Source organism: Streptomyces sp. NPDC087844 (genome assembly GCF_044742785.1).
Taxonomy (GTDB): Bacteria; Actinomycetota; Actinomycetes; order Streptomycetales; family Streptomycetaceae; genus Streptomyces.
This window is the reverse complement of the sequence record NZ_JBIUVD010000005.1, coordinates 287,623-302,012: the sequence shown is the minus strand read 5'-3', so window position 1 is coordinate 302,012 and position 14,390 is coordinate 287,623. Positions and strand designations below refer to the sequence as shown.

Here is a 14,390-nt window from a genome sequence, read left to right as displayed (position 1 = left end):
GATGACCCGCTTCGACCATGTGGGCATCTCCGTGCCCGACCTGGAGGCCGCCACGTCCTGGTACTGCGCTGCCCTGGACCTCACCGCGGCCCCGGTGTTCGCCATCCCGGGCACCGATCTGCGAGGGGTCATGCTCCTGCACGACAGTGGCTACCGCATCGAACTGCTGCACCGCCCCTCGGCCGGGCCGGGCCCGACACCGGGCAGCGCCCTCGACGCGGCGGGCACACACGGCTTCGGCCATATGTGCCTGTGCGTCGAGGACGTGGCGGCGGAGTTCGCACGGCTCGTGGAGGCAGGCGCCGGGGTGAGCATGCCTCCGCGGCCGGCCCCACGCCCCGGGGCCGTCATGGCCTTCGTGACCGACCCCTACGGCAACCTCATCGAACTGCTCGACCGCGACTGAGGACGCGGACCTGTCCCCCGTCCAGCACGTTTCCCGACCCCGCCGCCGCCGTCTCCGCCGTCTCCGCCGTCTCCGCGCGGCCCGTGGTCCCGCCATGAGCGGTTCGCTGACGGCGCTGCTCACCGCGACCATGCGCCCCCCCCCGTGCACGCTGAGGGTCCCCTCGTGGGACCGGGACCCGAGGGACTGGCCGCTCCGCTGCGTGGAGCGGAGGAGAAGATCGTGGGGGCGGTGTGCGGTGTCATCGCCCACGCGGCCCCCGGCGGTCAGCGGGCGGCCCCGTCGGATGCCGCGGCCCTGGCGCCGACGAATTCGAAGTGGCGGGCGCTACAAGGCAGTTGCAGACCACCGGGCGACATGCGTCGAAGCCGCGCGCCGACTGAGCTGTGTGCTTCCAGTCGGTCGAACTTGATCAGACTTGGGCGGCCCACGCCTCTCCGGTTGCCTCACGGACCTGCACGCCCCTAGGGTGAATGCGCTTTCATCGACATGCATGCATCACAAGAGACGGGGGCCTGACCCATGAACGGCGCCGCATCGTGAACGCGATTCCCACGGTGTACGACGTGGCCGAACGCTCCGGAGTGTCCATCGCCACGGTGTCCAGGGTGTACCGCAGCCCCGACTCCGTACGCGCCGCCACCCGCGAACGTGTGCTGGCGGCGGCGAGCGAGCTGGGATACGTGCCGAGCGGCAGCGCCCGTGGTCTCGCCAGCCGTTCCACCGGTGTCCTCGGCCTGTGCTTCCCGGACTACTCCGACCCCGACACGGTCGGCGCCGAGGACGACGACGCCGCGATGCTCTACTCGGACCAGATCATCCGGGGCATGGAGCGCGCGGCCCGTCGGCAGGGGTACGCGCTGCTGATCGCGGCCTCCCTCGCCGGGGGTCCGGAGAGCCTGGTGGCCCAGGTCGCCGGCCGGGTGGACGGCTTCGCCGTGATGGCCCGCACGGTGCCGACGGAGGAACTCGAAGCGATCTCCCGGCGCCGACCGGTGGTGATGCTGGCCGGTCCCCGTGCGCAGGACCCCTCACTGGACCATCTCGACCACGTCGAGGTCGCCAACGAGGACGGTCAGTACGAGCTGACCCGGCACCTGGTCCGCGACCACGGGCTGCGCCGCCTCGCCTACGTGGGACTCGTGGACGACTCACCGGATGTCGAGGCGCGGTTCCGGGGCTTCCGCCGGGCCTGCGTCGAGGCGGGTGTCGAGGCCGCCGACGCACCGGCCCTGCGCATGCCGATGATGACCCAGGCCGAGGGCGCCCGCGCCGCTCGCCTGCTGTGCGAGGGAGGCGGGGACCGGCCCGAGGCGTTCGTGTTCGCCAACGACCAGATGGCGGTGGGCGCGCTCCAGGCGCTCGAACGTCGTGGCCTGCGCGTACCCGACGACGTCGTGGTGACCGGCTTCGACGGCATCCCGCTGAGCCGCATGGTGCGCCCCGCGCTGACCACCGTGCGTCAGCCGATGGTGCGTATGGGGGAGGAGGCCGTCGACCTGCTCGTACGACGGCTGAGCGGACAGCCTCCGCGGGAGCCCGTCTCCCTGATGCTGCCGGTCAGTGTGGCCCGCAGGGCGAGCTGCGGCTGCGAGGAGACGACGACCCTGCCGACGGTCGGTTGACGAGCAGCGGGATTCCGTCCGCGGGCCGATCACGGCCATGTCGAGCCGCTGGCTGTCAGCCGTCGGCTGTCGGCTGTCGGCCGTCAGGCGTTGGGGTCGTGGTGATGAGGAGAAGCGTGCACGAGCCGGCGGCGTGCCAGCCGTTTCCGGTTGACCGGTCACGTGATACCCGACCTACCGACCTCACCTCCTCCACGACCTCACCTCAACCACGATCCGAAGAACTCCGACGTGACCTGCCCCAGATGTCGTCGCTGCTCCGGCTCGCCCGGGTAGGGGAAGTGCCCGGCGTCCAGAACTTCCAGTCGGCGTGGTCCGGCGAGCGCGTTGTGCACGGCGAACTGGCCCGGCGGCGGCACCACGGGGTCGAACAGGGCACAGGCGGACAGCACCGGGATGCGCAGGTGTGCTGCCGCGGTCGCCGCGTCGAAGTAGGCGAGCACATCAAGGGCCTGCGGATGTCGGCGGACGTGAGTGCGCACGGACTCGCCGCTGCCGGTGCAGGGCAGGGTGCACCGCAGTGGGTGGTTCCCGAAGGTCGGCACGGTCAGCGTGGCCGCGGCGAACCGGTCGTCCCAGGGCAGCGCCAGCGCACCGATCCCGCCGCCGAAGCTCTCACCGAGGTACCCCAGTCGCCGGCCGTCCGGCGTGGACGAGGGAACCAGTTCCAGCAGGGCCGAGGCGGCGCCCCACACCGCCGCGACGCAGTCGCCGATGAGGTAGGTGTCCCGCGAGCCGATGCCGTGCAGCACGTGCCGGTCCGGGTCCGAGGGGACACCCGGCCGCAGACCGAGAGCGGGAAGTCCGGGCGCGATCGGCAGGATCGCCGCGGACCGAGGCAGCGGAAGCGGTAGGTCGGCGCCGACTTCCTGGCGTCCGCCGTAGCCGTGCCCGATGACGAAACCGTGACGTACGGGCCCGTCGCACGGTAGCGCCAGCAAAGCGGCACACCTGCCGCCGAGCGCGTCGTAGAAGACCTCGTGTACGCGGAAGCCGTCGCGCTCCTCCACGACATCGCCGAGCAGCGGACGCGGATCCACCCGCGCCGCCGCGTCCCGGCGCCCCCACCAGAAGCCGTCAAAGTCCGACGGCCCGCCCGGCGCCCCCACAGCCAACAGATCCTCAAGCCCGTACCCGTAGGCCGGATCGAACCCGAAGGAGTGGAGAAGAGAAGTCACACGACGACTGTAACCACCCCAACACCCCAACACTCCGGCCCCCAAGGACCGCGGGCAACGGCACCCCCAGCCCTCACACCCGACACCACCCCGGCCCCTGAAGGGGCGCGGGGAACGGCGCACCCAACCCCCAACCCCCAACCCCCCAACCCCCCACCCCCCATCCCCACCCCAAGCGGAGCGCCCACCCATGCAATGATCCGTTTTGCGTTGCTCCCGCACAGACTGTCCCCGCGTCCCGGGCCGGTCGAGCACCGCGAACCGCCCGCCGGATGTCCCGCTCGTTACGGGAGTGTGACCAAGACCCCTCTTGCCAGGTCAGGAATCGCTGCCACAGAGTGATGTATGCGCTTACAGACAGCGCATACATCGTGAACCCAGTCGTGAATTTCAGCCGTGAAGCTCAAGGAGGAGCCGCCCATGAACCGCGCCGTCGCAACCGGGTCGATCGCACTCACCCTGGCGTCTGCGCTCACCCTCACCGCCTGTGGCGGCTCGGGTGGCGCGGACGTGGCAGCAGACGCCAAGCAGACCCTGACCGTATGGGCGATGGGCACGGAGGGGGAGAAGCTCGGCGACGTGGCCGAGGAGTACGAGAAGTCCCACTCCAACCTCACGGTCAAGGTCACCCCGATCGGCTGGGACGTGGCCCACCAGAAGCTGGTCGCCGCCGCTGCCGCCGGGAAGCTCCCCGACGTGGTGCAGATGGGCGGAAGCTACCTCGGCGAGTTCGCCGACATGGGAGTCCTGGAGCCGGTCGACACCAAGACCATCCACGAAACCGACTACTTTCCCGCCGCCTGGCAGCAGGGCTCCTACGACGGCAAGACCTACGGCGCCCCGTGGTACGTCGACACGCGCGTGCTCTTCTACCGCACCGACCTCGCCAAGAAGGCGGGCATCGACAAGGCCCCGGCCACCATGGCCGAGCTGCAGAGCGCCGCCGAGGCGTACCAGGGGAAGGCCGGCACCAAGTGGGGCCTGTCCATCCAGCCGGGCGGCCTCGACACCGTCCAGAGCTTCTACCAGTTCCTGTACTCCGCCGGCGGCGCCATCATCGACGAGGACGGCAAGGCCGCCGTGAACTCCGCCGCGGCCGTCAAGGCGCTGGAGAACTACGGCAGCTACTTCGACAAGGGCCTGAGCGAGAAGTCCGTACGCCCCGGCTACGACGTCACCAAGGACTTCAACACGGGCGCCGTGCCCATGTTCTTCGGCGGCCCCTGGCTCACGAACCTCATCGACGAGAACTACCCCGACCTGAAGGACAAGTGGGCCGTCGCTCCCGTACCCGCCGACGCGGCGTCCGTGTCCATGGCCGGCGGTTCCAGCCTGGCCGTCTCCGCGGACAGCGACCACAAGGCCGCCGCCAAGGAACTCGTCGCCTACCTCACCGGCGCCAAGGGCCAGACGGACTGGTTCGAGCGGACCAGCGACCTGCCCGCCAACACCGAGGCGTGGACGACCGGTGACCTCGCCACCGATCCGACCATGCAGGTCTGGCGGCAGCAGATGGACACCGCCCGCGCCACCCCCTCCCAGCCCAAGCTGACCGAGATCACCTCCAAGGTGGACACCGCCATCGAGTCGGTCACCCAGGGCAAGTCCTCCGCGAAGGAAGCGCTGGACAAGGCCCAGTCCGAGATCGAAGGCCTCGTGCAGTAGTAGGCAGCAGGAGGCCGTAGCAGAAAGTCCCCCTCATGTCCCTCACCACAGGACCGGCCGCCCCGCAGGCGGCGGCCGTCGACAAGAGCCCGCACGGCGGCGGCAGGACAGGTCGTGACCGCCGCGGCAACCGCTCGCTCAGCAAGCACAACCTCACCGGATGGCTGTTCTCCACACCGTTCCTGGTGCTGTTCGGCGTCTTCATGCTCTTCCCGATCGTCGCCACGCTCCTGATGAGCTTCACCGACTTCGGCGCACGGAACGTCACCCGCCCGCTGGAGGCGGAGTTCGTCGGACTGGACAACTACACCCAGCTGTTCCAGGACGACAAGTTCCTCAAGGCCCTGTTCAACACCGGCTACTTCGTGGTCGTCGGCGTACCCGCGACCATCGTCCTCGGACTGCTCGCGGCGATCCTGCTGAACAACGGCATCGACCGGGCCCGCACCCTGTTCCGCGTCGGCTTCTACGCACCGGTCGTCACGACCATCGTCGCCGTGGCCGTCGTCTGGCGCTTCGTGCTCGACCCGTCCGACGGGCTGATCGCCTCCCTCGCCTCCGAAGTCGGCCTGACCGCCCCGGACTTCCTCGGCTCGGAGACCTGGGCGATGCCGTCCCTGATCACCATGGCGGTGTGGCGCAACCTGGGCACCGTCATGGTGCTGTGCATCGCCGGTCTCCAGGCGATTCCCGCCGACGTGCGCGAGGCGGCCCGCCTAGACGGCGCCGGAGCCTGGCAGGAACTGCGCGGCATCACCGTCCCGCTGCTGCGGCCCACCCTGCTGTACGCCACGGTCATCACCACCATCGGCTACCTCAACGTCTTCGAGGAACCCTTCGTGATGACCCAGGGCGGCCCCTCCGACTCCACGCTCACCGTGTCGCTCGACATGTACCGCGAGGGCTTCAACTTCTTCCACATGGGCTACGCCAGCGCCATGGCGTACGTCCTGTTCGTCGTGATCATGGGCATCACGGTGCTCCAGCTCCGACTGCTGAAGGACAACACCCGATGACCGCCGAGACCGCCGAGAAGACCCCCAAGGCCCCGGTCCGCCCGGCCCGCCGCCGTACCGGCCGGGCGCGCACCCCGCTGCTGTACATGATCGCCTCGGTCGCGCTGCTGCTGATGGCCGCCCCGTTCCTGTGGATGGCACTGTCCGCGTTCAAGACGAAGCAGGACCTCACGGCGAACCCGCCCGTGTGGATCCCCTCCCGCTGGACGCTGGACAACTTCACGTCGCTGCTCGACCAGCTCGACATGCCGCAGTACTTCCTGAACTCGCTGGTCGTGGCCGTTCTGGTGACTGTCAGCAACCTGCTGTTCTGCTCCATGCTCGGCTACGCCCTGGCCAAGCTCGACTTCACCGGGCGTTCCAAGGTCTTCGCGGTCGTGCTGGCCGCCCTGATGGTCCCCGGCAACCTCATGATCCTGCCGTTGTACGTCCTGATGAACGGCCTCGGCCTCATCGACACGTACGCCGGACTGGTACTGCCCTTCGCGGCGGGCGCGTTCGGGGTGTTCCTGATGCGGCAGTTCATGCTGTCCGTGCCCGACGAGCTCCTTGAGGCGGCCCGGCTCGACGGCGCGGGGGAGTGGTACATCTTCTGGCGGATCGTGATCCCGCTGGTCAAGCCCGCCCTCGCGACGCTGACGATCTTCACCTTCCTCGGTTCCTGGAACAACTTCATCTGGCCCCTGATCGCCACCAACGACCCGGGCAAGTACACGCTGCCGGTGGCGCTCGCGACCTTCGCCAACGATCCCAACCGCACGGTCGGCGGCGGCAACGGCATGCTGATGGCCGGCTCGCTCCTCGTCGTACTGCCGGTCCTGGCCGTCTTCGCCGTCCTGCAACGGCACTTCACGCAGGGCATCGCCACAGCGGGCCTGAAGTAGCCCACCGGGCTCACCGGGCGCCTCATCCCGCGGCCTCCGCGCACCCGCTCCTCCCGGCCTCCCCGCACCCGCCGGTCGATCGGCCCTTTCGCCGGCCCCCGGGCCGGATCGCCATGTCACCACCCCGCCTCCCACCCCCACACCAGAAAGACAGAAACCGACGATGACGCACTCCACCACCCGCTTCCCCGACGGCTTCCTGTGGGGCGCCTCCACCGCCGCCCACCAGATCGAGGGCAACAACGTCAACAGCGACTGGTGGCGCAAGGAGCACGACCCCGCGGCCGGGATCGCCGAGCCCAGCCTGGACGCCTGCGACAGCTACCACCGCTGGGAGCAGGACATGGACCTGCTCGCCGAACTGAGCTTCACCGACTACCGGTTCAGCATCGAGTGGGCCCGCATCGAACCGGTCCGCGGCACCTTCTCGCGCGCCGAGATCGCCCACTACCGCCGGATGGTCGAGGGCGCCCTCGCGCGCGGTCTGCGCCCGATGGTCACCCTGCACCACTTCACCGTCCCGCAGTGGTTCGAGGACTTCGGCGGCTGGACCGCCGACGGCGCGGTCGAGCTCTTCGCCCGTTACGTCGAGGAGTGCGCGCCCGTCATCGCCGACGGCGTGAGGCACGTGTGCACCATCAACGAGCCGAACATGATCGCCGTCATGGCCGGCCTCGCGAAGACCGGGAACCAGGGCTTTCCGCCCGCCGGTCTGCCCACCCCCGACGAGGAGACCACCCGCGCGGTCATCGCCGCCCACCACGCGGCCGTCAAGGTCCTTCGCGCCGGTCACCCCGACATCCAGGTCGGCTGGACCATCGCCAACCAGGTCTACCAGGCCCTGCCGGGCGCCGAGCAGGTCACCGCCGACTACCGCCACCCCCGCGAGGACGTCTTCATCGAGGCCGCCCGCGGCGACGACTGGATCGGCGTGCAGTCCTACACCCGTACCAAGATCGCCGAGACCGGTCCCGTACCGGCGCCCGACGACGTCGAACGCACCCTCACACAGTGGGAGTATTACCCGGCCGCCGTCGGGCACGCCCTGCGCCACACCGCCGAGGTCATCGGCGACGGCACCCCGCTGATCGTCACCGAGAACGGCATCGCCGCCTCGGACGACAGCCGTCGCGTCGACTACTACACCGGCGCCCTCGGTGAGGTCGCCGCCGCGATCGAGGACGGCCTGAACGTGCGGGGCTACCTTGCGTGGAGCGCCCTCGACAACTACGAATGGGGCTCGTTCAAGCCGACCTTCGGGCTCATCGCCGTGGACCCGCACACCTTCGAGCGCACGGCGAAGCCGTCCGCCGTGTGGCTCGGCAGCCTCGGCCGCGACCGCGTCCTGCCGCGCGCCACGGTCTGACCGCGCCCCTCCCCGGACCGGGAGCCGGCCGGCACCTGACACCGGCCGGCTCCCACCCCACCCCCGATCCATCGCCCTGCCCCCTCCATCGCCTCACTCCCGCACCACCTCACTCCCGCACCACCGCACCACCGCACCACCGCACCACCGCACCACCGCACCACCGCACTTCGCACCACGGACACGTATCCTTCCGCCTGCCTGCTCACCGCAGAGGAGCCAGAGCCGCATGAACCGTCGTAGCTTCCTGACCGCCGCAGCGACCACCACAGCCGCCGCCACCTGTGTCACGTCCCTCACGGGGACGGCCACTGCCGCCCAGGCCGGGCGAACCGACGCGGAACGCCGCCTGCTGCGTGACTGGTTCGTCGCGACCCACCGCTCGATGGAGGCCATGACGACCGAACTCGGCCTGGCCGCCGACAAGATCGACGTCGTCGGCGGCGGTACGCCGGTGCCGTCCGCGCAGACCTCGCCGACCAACATCGGCTGCGGTCTGTGGTCCACCGTCGCCGCCGCCGGACTCGGAGTCATCTCCGCGGCCACCATGCACCGCCGGCTGGCCCGCACGATCGCCGCCGTGGAACGGTTGGAACGCGCCCACGGCTTCTGGTTCAACTGGTACGACGCGCACGACGGTTCACTGCTGACGGCCTGGCCCGAGACCGGCGACCCGGTACGGCCGTTCCTGTCCAGCGTCGACAACGCGTGGCTGGTGACCGGTCTGCGGATCGCCGCGGACGCCGCCCCCGAACTGCGCCCCCGCGTCGCCGCCCTCCTCGCCGACGCCGACTGGTCGTACTACTACACGCCCTACGACCCGGCCGACCCCGTCGCAGGTCCCGGGCAGCTGCGGGGCGGCTTCTGGCCGGACAAGCCCGGCAAGGGCGAACCCACGGGACATCACTACGGCGCCCTCAACACCGAACCCCGTATGGCCAGTTACCTCGGTATCGCCGACGGCTCACTGCCCACCGAGCACTACTGGCACCTGCTCCGCACCATGCTCCCGGGAATGGGCCAGGAACAGGAACCGCGGGGCGCGTACGTCGAGATCGACGGCGTACGCGTGTGGGAGGGCCACTACACCTACCGCGGCCGCGACCTCGTCCCGACCTGGGGCGGTTCCATGTTCGAGGCGCTGATGGTCCCGCTGTTCGTGCCCGAGTCCGAGTGGTCCCCGCGTTCCTGGGGCACCACCCACCGGCGGTACGTCCGCAGTCACATCGAACACGGCCTGATCGAGCAGGACTTGGGCTACTGGGGCTTCTCCCCGGCCTCCGTACCCGCCGGTGGCTACCGTGAGTACGGCGTCGACGCCATCGGTATGCAGGAGGACGGCTACAACTCCCTGGGCGTCGTCACCCCGCACGCCTCCTTCCTCGCCCTGCCCCAGGCCCCGACCGAGGCTCTCTCCAACCTCCGCTCCCTGGACCGTGCCTTCGGCGCCTATGACGACCGCTACGGTTTCCGCGACTCGGTGGATGTGACGACCGGCCGTGTGAGCGACTACGTACTGGCCCTGGACCAGGGCATGATCACCGCGGCCATCGCCCAGCATCTGCGTCCCGGCCTGCTCCAGACGCCGTTCCGCACGGCGGGCTTCACCTCCCGAGTGCGTCCGCTGCTGCGCAAGGAGCGGTTCTCGATCCAAGGGCTGTCGCGAAAGTCGATTCCGGTCATGTAATGATCACGCGCTGCGGCACGTGAGGACCTGACGGACGAACCGTGGGCCCGGCTGGAACTCGCCTGGGATGTGGGAGTCGACCCGACGGTGTGCCGGGCCCATCAGCACGCCGCCAGGGCAGGTCCAATGGCCGACCCGCAGTGCCTATTAGGCGTACGGCTCCTGGAAGAACCGCGCCTACCTGCGCAGACGCGGGATCCTCCGCACGATCCCGGAGAAGGAGGAGCAGATCCGCAACCGCTAGGAGCTGGGCTCTCGTGGAGGGTGCCCGCCGAAGTTCGCCCTGATCGGCTACCGCGAGCGCCACGCGGTGGAGTGCGGGACCGACCGCCTGAAAAGGCACCGAGCCGTGGCGACGAGATACGACGAGCCGGCTGTCCGCCACCCCAGCGGGGGAGAGGCCGTCAGCGGTGGCCCAGCACATTGACCACCTGTCCACTGGGATCGCGGACGAAGAACCGCCGCACGCCCCACTCCTCATCCTGCAAGGGGTGCACGATCTCCGCACCGCTCTTCCGCATGACCGCGTAAGCCGCGTCCACGTCGTCCACCTCGACGCTCATGTCGGGGGTGACAGGTGCGGTCTTGTCACTGGTCATGACGCTGATCTGCGCTGTCGGGATGGACGGGGAGGCGAGCGTCATGATCCAGCCGTGGTTCATCACTTCCTCGAAGCCCAGCAGGCCATAGAACTCCCGGCTCTCCTGCGCCGCCTCCGACTGGATGTTGGGCACGACACGGCGAACGGTCATCGACGACTCCAAGTGAGAACAAACGTGTCTCCATGTATCCCCAGGAGTACTACGCCACGTCCACCGCCGCACACCCTTTCGCAACACGCTCGCCCCGTCACGACGCCCGGCACGCACTCTCGCCGCACCGGACCACGGACCGCGGTGAGGCGCGCGCGCCGTCAGGGCCGAGGGTCTCGCCACCCGCGCCCCAGACCGCGAGGACTCAAGGCCTGTCGGCACCGGGCTCGTACCCGGGAGACTTCCGAGCCCGCGCAGTGCCCTGCGTCCCGCCGCTCATGAGGAACTCGCCCTCCGGCCAGGTCCTAGCTGTTGGCCTGGCCCCGCTCCGACCGCTCGGCCCACACCTGTGCCGCCTGCAGATCCGCTTCCTCCTGCGAGGTGCCCGCCTTCACCAGGATGATCCCGCGCGACCCGTCCGGGAACGTGACCTTGCGCATCGCTGTGCCCAACGGGCCTCCCGGTGTCGGTTCCTCCGGCATGGCGGCTCCTTTCGATGGCGAAACCCCCAGGCTATCCGGGTCACCGCGGCAATTGGGACAGCTGAGCCAGGAGTGCGGGAAACAGAGCCGGTCAGAGACGGCGGCCGTCGTCCGTCGGCAGGGTCGGACCGTCCCTCGCTCGAAGCACTTCGCGTCACACCGGCCGCACCCGCCGCACGGACCCCGTCATGAGGGCCGGCACGCGGGCGGGAGCCGGTCAGGGGCCCACGACCTCGGCAGCTGTTTGAACCCGGGGCGCCCCGCGCACGTACGGTCGACTGAGGGGTGCGACCCGGACTCCGTGGTCCATTTCCCCCTCATTCCGCCGATCACGTACTGGCCTCTGGGGAGTTCTGATGACCACTTCGCGCCTCGATGACTGGCTGACGTCGCGCCAGCCCTTCGCACTGGGCCTGTTCCGTATGGTCCTTGGCCTGTTGTTCACCACCGAGGGCGCTGCCACGGTCTTCGGGGTGCTGGACCGCAAGGCCGGTCCGACGGGTGACTGGCCCTTCTGGTACGCGGGGGTGATCGAGCTGGTGTGCGGCGCCCTTGTCCTCCTCGGGGTCGTCACCCGTGGCGCGGCGTTCCTCAGCTCGGGAATCATGGCGTTCGCCTACTTCACGGAGCACCAGCAGGACGGCCTCTTCCCGCTGCAGAACGGCGGGCTGGCCCCGGTGCTCTTCTGCTGGGGGTTCCTGCTCGTCGTGTTCTTCGGCCCGGGCGCCTTCGCGCTGGAACGCCTGGTGGGACGCGAGCGGGCCGCGCTTCCCGTCACCGGCCCGGTGGCCGAACGGTCCCGATGACCGACTGATCCTTCGAGGCGGCCTTCGCAACAGCCTTCGCAGCAGCCTCAGGACGGCTTTCGGGAGGCCGGTGTAGAACTCGCGGCAGCACCGCACCGGTGCTGCCGCGACTCAGGACGGCTCGCGCGGCGGCTCCAACGCCCCCGCCCCGAGCCCCAGTTCAGCCTCCGCCACCGTCCTGGCCAAGTGGGCGATCGGGACTCCGCGCTGGTCGGCGCTGGTGTTGATGTAGGCGCTGGCCCCGTCGATCGCCACCAGGATGCGTACGGCCGCCGCCCACGGGTCGGCGCAGACGAAGTCCCCTGACTCCGTACCGCCGGTGATCGTCTTCTCTATGCGCCTGCACCAGAGCAGTTCCTGGGCCACGACGTGGTCGCGCAGTCCGGGACGGTAGCGCGAGAGATGCCGTGCGTTGAGCCAGAGCCTGCTCACGTTGTCGAACTCGGTGCTGGACATCAGCGTGAAGAAACGCCGCAGGGCCGCCCGCGGAGTGTCGTCACCGGGGCCGTCCGGCCGCTCGGGCAGCAGTGTGTCCAGGTCGGCCATGGTGGCGGCCGTGAAGGCCTCGGCCACCAGAGTGTCGGCCGCCGGGAAGTAGTGGCCGACGAGTCCGGGCCGGACACCGAGTTCGTCGGCGACCCTGCGCAGGGTGACGCACTCCAGCCCTTCGACGAGGCCGACCTGTGCGGCGACGGCGACGATCTCGTGGCGGCGCTCGGCGGGAGCCTTGCGGACCCGCTTGCTCGGACCTCTTGACGTCATGCCGCGAATGTTATTGAGTATGCGACCAATAAGCAATTGGTCATGCGCCCAATAAGCGTTGCTGTCCGAATACCGTCGGCCGCGGTCCTGTAACCACCCCTCGGTGTCACGCCACGACGGACCGGGACGGCCGGACGGCCGTCCGCGCGCGCATCACCGTCTGGAAGCGCCAGGAACCGTCAAGAACCGTCAAGAACCGTCAGGAGACGAACGTGGACGACACCCGCACCGATGCCGGTGAACTCGCCGAGTACGGCTATCAGCAGGAGCTGAGACGGACCCTGTCCGCGTGGGCCGTCTTCGCGATCGGGTTCGCGACGATCTCGCCCGTGGTCGGCATCTACGCCGTCGTCCAGCTGGGCTTCGTCTTCGCGGGTCCCACCTGGATCTGGGCGGTCGTGGTGGCCTTCCTCGGCCAGCTGCTGGTCGCCGTGGTCTACGCCGAGCTGTCCTCCCAGTTCCCGATCACGGGAGGCGTGTACCAGTGGGTGCGCAGACTCGGCGGTCCACGCCTGGGCTGGCTGGTGGGCTGGATCTACCTCGCCTCGGCCGTCGCCTCGCTGACGACGGTGGCCTACCTGGGAGCGACCTGGCTGTACATGCTGGCCGGTGACGGCGTCCCCTCGCCCGCCCTGCACGTACTCCTCGGCGTGGTCTTCGTGGCCGTCGCACTCGGGATCAACCTGCTCGGGGTCAACCCCGTGAAGCACTTCCTGAACGCCGGCATCATCGCCGAGGGCGTCGCGTCCATCGCGGTGAGTCTGATCCTCCTGCTCTTCGTGCGACACAACGGCTTCGGGATCCTCTTCGAGACCCTGGGCGCGCAGGACGTCTCGGGCGGATCCGTGACGGCCGGACTGCTGACCTGCCTCGCGGTCGCCGGCTGGGCGTTCCTCGGCTTCGACGCGACCACACAGGTGGCCGAGGAGACCGAACAGCCCCGCAGCAGCGTGCCGCGCGCCCTGCTGCGCGCCTACCTCTTCGTCGCGTTCACCGTGCTGCTGACCGGTCTCGCCGTGACGCTCGCGCTGCGGCGGCCCGAGGACGCCGTCTCCGGGGCGATCGTCGACCCCGTCTTCGAGGCGGTGACCCAGGGGCTCGGCGGCTGGAGCGAGAAGCCGTTCATCGTCGTCGTCCTGATCGCGTTCTTCGCGTGCGCGATCTCCATCCAGACCTACATCGGCCGCGCCGTCTACGCCTTCGCCCGTGACCGCCAGCTGCCCTTCTCCCAGACGCTCGCGACGGTCGGCTCCCGGCAGATCCCGTACGTCTCCCTCATCGCGACCGCCGTCCTCGCCGGGCTCGGACTGCTGCTGGGGCTGAACGGCAACGCGGCGGCCACCCTGATCGCGTTCGGCTCCGGCGGGTTCTACTTCGTCTTCCTGGCGGTCGCGGTCGTGGCCCTCGTGGCCCGGCTCAGCGGACGCTGGAACCCTGCCGCCGGTCAGCTGCGGCTCGGTCGCACCGGGCTCGTCGTCAACGTACTCGCCGTGCTGTGGCTGCTGTTCGAAGCGGTCAACATCGCCTGGCCGCGCAGCGAACTCGCCCCTGTCGACGGCAGCTGGACGCAGGTCTGGGCCGTGGTCCTGGTCTTCTCCGCGCTGTTCGTCATCGGCCTCGTGTACGTCGTCGTCGCCAAGCCCCACACCAAGCTCGCCCCGCGTCCGGCCACGGACGGCCCGACCGCAGAAGAAGTGAAGGCGTCCTGATGCCGTCGAATTCCTCCCCAGTCATGTCCTCCCCGGCCGAATCCTCCCCGGC

The 14,390-nt window shown here is 69.7% G+C and carries 13 protein-coding genes; 9 read left to right on the top strand and 4 right to left on the bottom strand.

All coding sequences use genetic code 11. The features are described from left to right. The first annotated feature begins 1 nt into the window (after position 1). A complete protein-coding gene (locus ACIOKD_RS13285; RefSeq protein WP_402082293.1) occupies positions 2 to 406 on the top strand; it encodes a VOC family protein in 405 nt (134 codons plus the stop codon). A 539-nt stretch (positions 407 to 945) separates the two neighbouring features. Continuing rightward, positions 946 to 2,031 carry a LacI family DNA-binding transcriptional regulator gene (locus tag ACIOKD_RS13280; RefSeq protein WP_402082291.1) on the top strand — a complete coding sequence of 362 codons (1,086 nt, stop codon included), beginning with the start codon at positions 946 to 948 and terminating at the stop codon, positions 2,029 to 2,031. 200 nt (positions 2,032 to 2,231) lie between these two features. Here the strand turns inward: ACIOKD_RS13280 and ACIOKD_RS13275 are convergent, their stop codons facing one another. After that, complete coding sequence (locus ACIOKD_RS13275) at positions 2,232 to 3,209, bottom strand: acetylxylan esterase (RefSeq protein ID WP_402082288.1); 978 nt, start codon at positions 3,207 to 3,209, stop codon at positions 2,232 to 2,234. Between the two features lie 420 nt (positions 3,210 to 3,629). Between ACIOKD_RS13275 and ACIOKD_RS13270 the strand changes: the two genes are divergently transcribed. The 5 genes from ACIOKD_RS13270 (at position 3,630) to ACIOKD_RS13250 (ending at position 9,827) form a co-directional block, all read left to right on the top strand. Further along, positions 3,630 to 4,874 (top strand): sugar ABC transporter substrate-binding protein, encoded by a 1,245-nt coding sequence (locus tag ACIOKD_RS13270; RefSeq protein ID WP_402082286.1) that lies wholly within the window; start codon positions 3,630 to 3,632, stop codon positions 4,872 to 4,874. Between the two features lie 35 nt (positions 4,875 to 4,909). Next, a complete protein-coding gene (locus tag ACIOKD_RS13265; protein WP_402082283.1) occupies positions 4,910 to 5,890 on the top strand; it encodes a carbohydrate ABC transporter permease in 981 nt (326 codons plus the stop codon). Beyond that, positions 5,887 to 6,774: a carbohydrate ABC transporter permease gene (locus ACIOKD_RS13260; RefSeq protein ID WP_402082281.1), complete on the top strand. Its 888-nt coding sequence runs from the start codon at positions 5,887 to 5,889 to the stop codon at positions 6,772 to 6,774. The genes ACIOKD_RS13265 and ACIOKD_RS13260 overlap by 4 nt, the downstream gene beginning before the upstream one ends. Before the next feature lie 163 nt (positions 6,775 to 6,937). Continuing rightward, positions 6,938 to 8,140: a glycoside hydrolase family 1 protein gene (locus tag ACIOKD_RS13255; RefSeq protein ID WP_402082278.1), complete on the top strand. Its 1,203-nt coding sequence runs from the start codon at positions 6,938 to 6,940 to the stop codon at positions 8,138 to 8,140. A 229-nt stretch (positions 8,141 to 8,369) separates the two neighbouring features. Further along, positions 8,370 to 9,827 carry a glucoamylase family protein gene (locus ACIOKD_RS13250; RefSeq protein ID WP_402082273.1) on the top strand — a complete coding sequence of 486 codons (1,458 nt, stop codon included), beginning with the start codon at positions 8,370 to 8,372 and terminating at the stop codon, positions 9,825 to 9,827. 404 nt (positions 9,828 to 10,231) lie between these two features. On the opposite strand, the gene ACIOKD_RS13245 is transcribed toward ACIOKD_RS13250, so the two are convergent. Beyond that, a complete protein-coding gene (locus tag ACIOKD_RS13245; RefSeq protein WP_402082271.1) occupies positions 10,232 to 10,579 on the bottom strand; it encodes a VOC family protein in 348 nt (115 codons plus the stop codon). Positions 10,580 to 10,884: 305 nt separating this feature from the next. Further along, entirely contained in the window at positions 10,885 to 11,061 is a 177-nt protein-coding gene (locus ACIOKD_RS13240) for a hypothetical protein (protein ID WP_384796837.1), read from the bottom strand. Between the two features lie 356 nt (positions 11,062 to 11,417). Between ACIOKD_RS13240 and ACIOKD_RS13235 the strand changes: the two genes are divergently transcribed. Further along, entirely contained in the window at positions 11,418 to 11,867 is a 450-nt protein-coding gene (locus ACIOKD_RS13235) for a DoxX family protein (RefSeq protein ID WP_402082269.1), read from the top strand. A gap of 111 nt (positions 11,868 to 11,978) precedes the next feature. Here the strand turns inward: ACIOKD_RS13235 and ACIOKD_RS13230 are convergent, their stop codons facing one another. Further along, positions 11,979 to 12,629: a TetR/AcrR family transcriptional regulator gene (locus ACIOKD_RS13230; RefSeq protein WP_402082266.1), complete on the bottom strand. Its 651-nt coding sequence runs from the start codon at positions 12,627 to 12,629 to the stop codon at positions 11,979 to 11,981. Between the two features lie 212 nt (positions 12,630 to 12,841). Here ACIOKD_RS13230 and ACIOKD_RS13225 point away from each other — a divergent pair, with 212 nt between their 5' ends. Further along, on the top strand, positions 12,842 to 14,338 hold the full coding sequence (locus ACIOKD_RS13225) for an APC family permease (RefSeq protein WP_402082263.1): 1,497 nt from the start codon (positions 12,842 to 12,844) through the stop codon (positions 14,336 to 14,338). The last annotated feature ends 52 nt before the right edge of the window (positions 14,339 to 14,390 follow it).